Raw genomic sequence first — 5,841 nt, forward strand, 5'->3', positions numbered from 1 at the left:
CATACTTTAGTGCTGATTATAAAGCAAAGAAGCCTAACAAAGACTTTTTCCAAGTTGTTTTTGATGAAATTAAAAAGTATGATAGCAATATTGAAAAGAAAGAGATATATTTTGTTGGTGACAACTTTGTAGCGGATATTATTGGGGCTGATGAGTTTGGTTTTACGCCTGTGTTTATTAATCGTAATCAAGTCGGTGGAATTAATAAAGAAGATTATATTGAGATTTATTCATTAGATGAATTAATTGATTTAGTTATCTAAAATTCATGCATTTATCAGCATTTATTCTGTTGAAACAATAATTTGAAGAAAATTAAAATGACATTATATTGTATAATAATAAGATAGGAGGACTCACATGGAATGTAAAATACGTCATTGGAAAATTGAAGATGCAAAGGACTTGGCAATAGCCTTAAACAATAAGAAGATCCTTGATAATTTAAGAGATGGTTTGCCTTACCCCTATACAGAGGAGGATGCCAAAGAGTATATTAATGAAATGCTTAATTCCGATAAAACTTCAACTTTTGCATTTGCAATTACAATTGATGATAAGGTAATAGGAAGCATTGGAGTATTTCGCAAGGAGAATATTCATAAATATACTGCAGAAATGGGTTATTATATAGCAGAGTCTTTTTGGGGACAAGGTATAGGGACAAGTGCAGTTAAACAAGCATGTAACTATATTTTTAATAATACTGATATTATTCGTATTTATGCGGAACCATTTACATACAATGTCCCTTCCTGTCGAGTTCTTGAAAAAGCTGGATTTAGATATGAAGGAACTTTAAGGAAGAATGCAATGAAAAACGGGAAAATATTAGATATGAATATTTATGCCATTGTTAAAGAATAGATATATAATAGCTTATGATCATAAAAGTAGGGGTGGTTTACGACAATGAGGAACAGGAGGACATCATATGGTAGATCGGAAATGTCAGGAAGAGTACCTACGAAGGATTCATAAAGTGCAGGATTACATCGAGCATCATTTAGGAGAGTCTCTTTCAATAGACGAGCTGTCAAGTGCTGCTGGCTTTTCTAAATATCATTTTAGCAGGATCTTTCAGGGCATATTGCATGAGCCATTATCCCATTATGTGAATCGGATTCGTATGGAGAGGGCATTGTTTCTGTTAGCACACCGATCAGATAAAAATATGACAGACATTGCCTATGAACTTGGATTTACGGATTCAGCTGTATTTTCCAGGGCGTTTAAGAATTATCATGGCATTAGTCCAAGAGAATACCGAAAGGAATATAGCAAGAATTGCAAAGATTCTTTTTTGTTGTCTGAGTACAATAAGGACACAGCAAAGAAAGAATGGGCAGGCAATCCGTTTCCTGTGACCGCTAAGATTACCATAGAAAACCTGGATGAAAAAAAGGTCGCTTATGTGAGGCATACAGGTACCTATGAGACATTAGCAAACGAATATACTAATCTAATTCAGAGGTTATTTGATTATGCCAAGAAACAGCATCTTCTAGTGGAGGATCAGAACTGGGTTCTTGCCATATATCATGACAATCCCGAATTCTCAGAGGAGAGCCAGTTCCGTACTAGTCTATGTCTGACGGTTCCAGAGGACATTCGGATACAGGAAGACGGAATCCTTGGAGAGATGAAGTTAGTAGATGGCCTGTATGCGGTTGGACATTTTCGTATTCAGCAGGAACAGTACAGCGACGCCTGGAATTACATGTATCAGGAGTGGTTAACGGGCAGTGGTTATGTTCCAAGAAACTCTTATCCATTTGAAGTGTATCGCAACATTCCAAATGCCAACGACGAGAGTCGTATCCATGAGGTGGACATTTACGTTCCAATTGAGCCCATTCATTTCTAATATGCTGCAAATCTATTCTGAGGTGAGCATATGGAAGAAATCAAGATTCAAGGAGCACGAATCCATAATCTGAAAAATATTAATCTAACAATTCCCAAACATCAATTGGTGGTCATTACCGGTATCAGCGGTTCCGGTAAATCCAGTCTTGCATTTGATATCCTTTTCGAAGAAGGAAAGAATCAGTATCTAAGGTCAATTGGCATTCTGGCTGGACCTGATAAAGAGGATCGGTTCGATAAGATGGAAGGTATTGGTCCAACGGTGGCGGTACGTCAGAACACAATAAGACAAAGCAATCCCCGTTCCACAGTTGGTACAAAGACCGGGATACTTAACCAGCTGGCTCTTGTTTATGCCAGTGAAGGGGAATCCTTGGATGAGTATAGTGAACATCTCTCTCCAAGTTTCTTTCTCTATACAACAGCCGATGGCATGTGTCTTAGCTGCCATGGTAGAGGTTCTTATTTTGATATCAATCCCCAGCAGTTGATTCCTAAAAAAACGACAACATTATTGGAAGTCTATGAGAATCTACAGGTAACGGCAGGTTTTTTACGAAATCTAAAGAGGAAATACGGAATGTATTTTGAAACTCCATTTTGGCAACTTCCAGAAGAGATACGAGGCGAAGTGATCTACGGAACGTATGACAATGGGAAACAAAGCTATTGTTTGGAACGGATACTAAGAAATGCTTATGAAAAGGGCGAGGATGTGGAGAAAGTCTATGTGAATACGATTTGTCCAGATTGTCATGGTGAGAGAATTGGCAGGGAAGCAAGAGAATTCGTCCTTCATGGAAAGCAAATCGGTGAACTTGGACAGATGAGACTAACAGGTCTTCTTGACTTCTTAAACGAAATACCTGGAGAAGAATTATCACAGTTTGGTAAGAACGTTGTTAAGAACGTAATGGAGAAATTAAAGCATCTGATCAGGTTTCGATTAGGGCATCTGACTCTTTACCGGGAGATGTCTTCATTAAGTGGAGGAGAGGTTCAGCGTCTTTTTCTCCATCTTCATCTGGAGTCCAGGCTGGATTCCCTGATCTATGTCTTTGATGAACCGATGGCGGGGTTACATCCATCAGAGAAGCAAAGCATGATAGAAGCGGTAAAGGAATTAAGAGACCTTGGAAATACAGTGATTGTGGTGGAGCATGATAAAGAGATGATTCGTCATGCTGACCATATTATTGAAATCGGTCCTAAAGCTGGTGTAGAAGGAGGAACAGTGGTCTACCAAGGTGGTTATGAAGGATACGAGAATGCCGACACTCTGCTTAGTCAGTATCTTTCAGGAAAGCATTTGATGCCAAAACGTTTGATTAGAAAGGATTGGTATGATAAAGAAGACTGTCTTATCTTGGAACATGTAAGTACCCATTATTTGAAGGATTTAACGGTGGCATTTCCACTTCATTCTATGGTTGGTATCGCAGGATTATCAGGAAGTGGTAAGAGTTCTCTTATCTCGGAGACACTTTTGAAACGTCTTACCAGTGCAGTTTATGCGAAACGAAAATATGACCATGTGACAGGTATATCAGGTGCAGAACGGATAAGTGGTTTTGTAAAGATATCTCAAGAGCCTATTGGAAGAAGTGCCAGCTCTACACCTGTATCTTATATAGGTATCTGGGATAAGATTCGGGAACTATTTGCAAGACAATCAGAAGCAAGAATAAGAAACATGAGTGCTGGACATTTTTCGTTTCATTCTAAAGGGGCATGTCCAGACTGTGGCGGTAGTGGTTATGAAAGAATCTTTCTTACCTCTGATTTTTCTGTAGATAAGATCTGCCAGACGTGTCATGGTAAGCGGTTTCATGAAGAAAGTCTTTTGGTAGAATATAAAGGAAAAACGATTGTCGATGTGTTAGAGATGAGCATTGCTGAAGCTATTTCATTCTTTGCCGATCATAGTAGTATTGTGAAACCACTGCGTATCTTAGAACAGATGGGTATGGGCTACTTAAGGCTTGGTCAACCATCTTCTTCATTAAGCGGTGGTGAGGCACAGAGAGTGAAGCTTGCCAAAGAGTTAGGTCGTCAACTAAAGGGGAATATACTTTATGTGTTAGATGAACCAACGACTGGTCTTAGCCTGTATGATACGGCATTGTTACTAAAGCTATTAGATCAGCTGGTTGCCAATGGCAATTCTGTGATTGTCATTGAACACAATGTTGAAGTCTTAAAGAGCTGTGATTATATCATTGAACTTGGACCGGAAGGTGGGGACAAGGGCGGTGAGATTATTGCTAAAGGAACACCAGAGAGTCTGAGAGGGAATCCCAATTCCAAGACTGGGAGGTATCTTGTATGAAATTAGCATCGACCATTGAAAATCTTCTTACAATTGGTAAGGAGGGTATCATATGAATCAAAGAAAAAGGATATGGTTAGAAAAGACGATAAACAGTAGCTATAACAATATAGCGGGCTTAGTTGTGTTGAAAAATGGTAAAACAGTATATGAAAACTACTATAATGGATACACTGCTGCCAACGCCATCCATGTAGCATCGGTAACTAAAAGTATATTTTCTGCATTGATTGGAATCGCCATAGAGAAAGGATATATCAAAAGTATAGATCAGAAAGTATTAGATTTCTTCCCGGATTACACAATTAAGGAAGGTGAAAAAAAGAGCATTACGATTAAGAATATGCTCACCATGACAGCTCCGTATAAATATAAGTCGGAACCATACGAAAAGTTTTTTACAAGTGATAACTGGATTAAATTTGCACTGGATTTATTAGGAGGTAAGGGTAAGATAGAAGAATTTACGTATTCTGCTATTGTAGGAACACATATTCTATCGGGCATTCTTGTAAAAGCAACAGGACAATCCGTGTTTGATTTTGCAACAAAATATTTATTCTAGCCATTAGATATTCATGTTGAACATAATGTAGTGTTAAACAGTAAAGAAGAACAACTTGCCTTTTTCCAAGATAAAGTTGTCAGTGGTTGGGTTGCCGACCAGCAAGGTATAAATACTGCAGGTTGGGGGCTTACCTTGACTCCTATGGATATGGCCAAAATAGGTCAATTGTACTTAGACGACGGAATATGGAATAATAAGCAAATTATCCCGTCATGGTGGATAGATGAGAGTACAAAGGAACATAGTAGGTGGGGCAAGTTGTCGTATGGTTATTTGTGGTGGATTATTGATAATAAAGAACATATCTATGCGGCTATGGGAGATGGAGGAAATGTGATTTATGTTAACACAAAGAAAAAAATGGTGATTTCTATCGCATCTCTTTTTATTCCACGTGCGAAGGATAGAATAAAACTTATTAAAGAGTATATTGAACCAATGTTTGAGGATTGTTAATAGGAGGAAAATGTCATGAAGAAATTGACATTATATACTAAATAATTTACAATCATTGTATTGAAAATATGAGGGATCAAGACCAATAGGAATTCGACGGAGGAGAATAATGAGTACATATATATTAACGAGCATGTTTTCGAATGGATTTAATGATGAAATAGCAGAACAATTTCGAAAGATAATAATAAAAAGAAATAAATTTGCCTTTATTGCATCTGAGTTTGAAAAGATACATGAGATAACTGATAAGTACTTTGAGTTCTTTCTAAACATGTTCAAAGAGAAAGGGATTCATTTTGAAAAAGCATATGTTGTTGATGGGAGAATGACCAAGGAAGAAGCAAAAAAAGCAGTTGCAGAAGCAGATGTAATTTGGCTATCTGGTGGCGATACACCAACGGAATTTAACTATATATTAAAATATGGATTAGATAAAATAATAAAGGATCATAATGGTGTTGTTATTGGAATGAGCGCAGGTTCAATTAATCTCGCAGAAACAGCTATATGTACAGTATCCTGTGAACACAATAAACAGGAGATATATAGTGGACTTGGGTGCGTTAACATTTCTGTTAAGCCACATTTTGATATTACCAAAGTTTCGGCTGAAGTG

Annotated in this window: 7 protein-coding genes; all 7 read left to right on the forward strand. The window is 37.5% G+C overall.

The genetic code is table 11. The annotated features are described in order from the left end of the window. On the forward strand, window positions 1–263 hold a 263-nt coding region (locus ACW2QF_RS16855), incomplete at its 5' end, for an HAD family hydrolase (RefSeq protein WP_455717177.1). A gap of 97 nt (window positions 264–360) precedes the next feature. Beyond that, complete coding sequence (locus ACW2QF_RS16860) at window positions 361–867, forward strand: GNAT family N-acetyltransferase (RefSeq protein ID WP_455717178.1); 507 nt, start codon at window positions 361–363, stop codon at window positions 865–867. Window positions 868–934: 67 nt separating this feature from the next. Beyond that, window positions 935–1,867 carry an AraC family transcriptional regulator gene (locus ACW2QF_RS16865; RefSeq protein ID WP_455717179.1) on the forward strand — a complete coding sequence of 311 codons (933 nt, stop codon included), beginning with the start codon at window positions 935–937 and terminating at the stop codon, window positions 1,865–1,867. A 30-nt stretch (window positions 1,868–1,897) separates the two neighbouring features. Next, window positions 1,898–4,198, forward strand: a complete 2,301-nt coding sequence (locus tag ACW2QF_RS16870; RefSeq protein ID WP_455717180.1) for an ABC transporter — start codon at window positions 1,898–1,900, stop codon at window positions 4,196–4,198. A 52-nt stretch (window positions 4,199–4,250) separates the two neighbouring features. Beyond that, a complete protein-coding gene (locus ACW2QF_RS16875) occupies window positions 4,251–4,763 on the forward strand; it encodes a serine hydrolase domain-containing protein (RefSeq protein WP_455717181.1) in 513 nt (170 codons plus the stop codon). A 30-nt stretch (window positions 4,764–4,793) separates the two neighbouring features. Then, window positions 4,794–5,222 carry a hypothetical protein gene (locus tag ACW2QF_RS16880; protein ID WP_455717182.1) on the forward strand — a complete coding sequence of 143 codons (429 nt, stop codon included), beginning with the start codon at window positions 4,794–4,796 and terminating at the stop codon, window positions 5,220–5,222. A 109-nt stretch (window positions 5,223–5,331) separates the two neighbouring features. Then, window positions 5,332–5,841: Type 1 glutamine amidotransferase-like domain-containing protein (locus ACW2QF_RS16885; RefSeq protein ID WP_455717183.1), on the forward strand; the 510-nt coding region annotated here is incomplete at its 3' end.

It is taken from the genome of Anaerosporobacter sp., from assembly GCF_965301125.1.

Excerpts from the sequence above, each read along its gene's own strand:
- ACW2QF_RS16865 (WP_455717179.1), top strand. The coding sequence starts at position 935 with ATGGTAGATCGGAAATGTCAGGAAGAGTACCTACGAAGGATTCATAAA.
- ACW2QF_RS16875 (WP_455717181.1), top strand. The coding sequence starts at position 4,251 with ATGAATCAAAGAAAAAGGATATGGTTAGAAAAGACGATAAACAGTAGC.
- ACW2QF_RS16870 (WP_455717180.1), top strand. The coding sequence starts at position 1,898 with ATGGAAGAAATCAAGATTCAAGGAGCACGAATCCATAATCTGAAAAAT.
- ACW2QF_RS16860 (WP_455717178.1), top strand. The coding sequence starts at position 361 with ATGGAATGTAAAATACGTCATTGGAAAATTGAAGATGCAAAGGACTTG.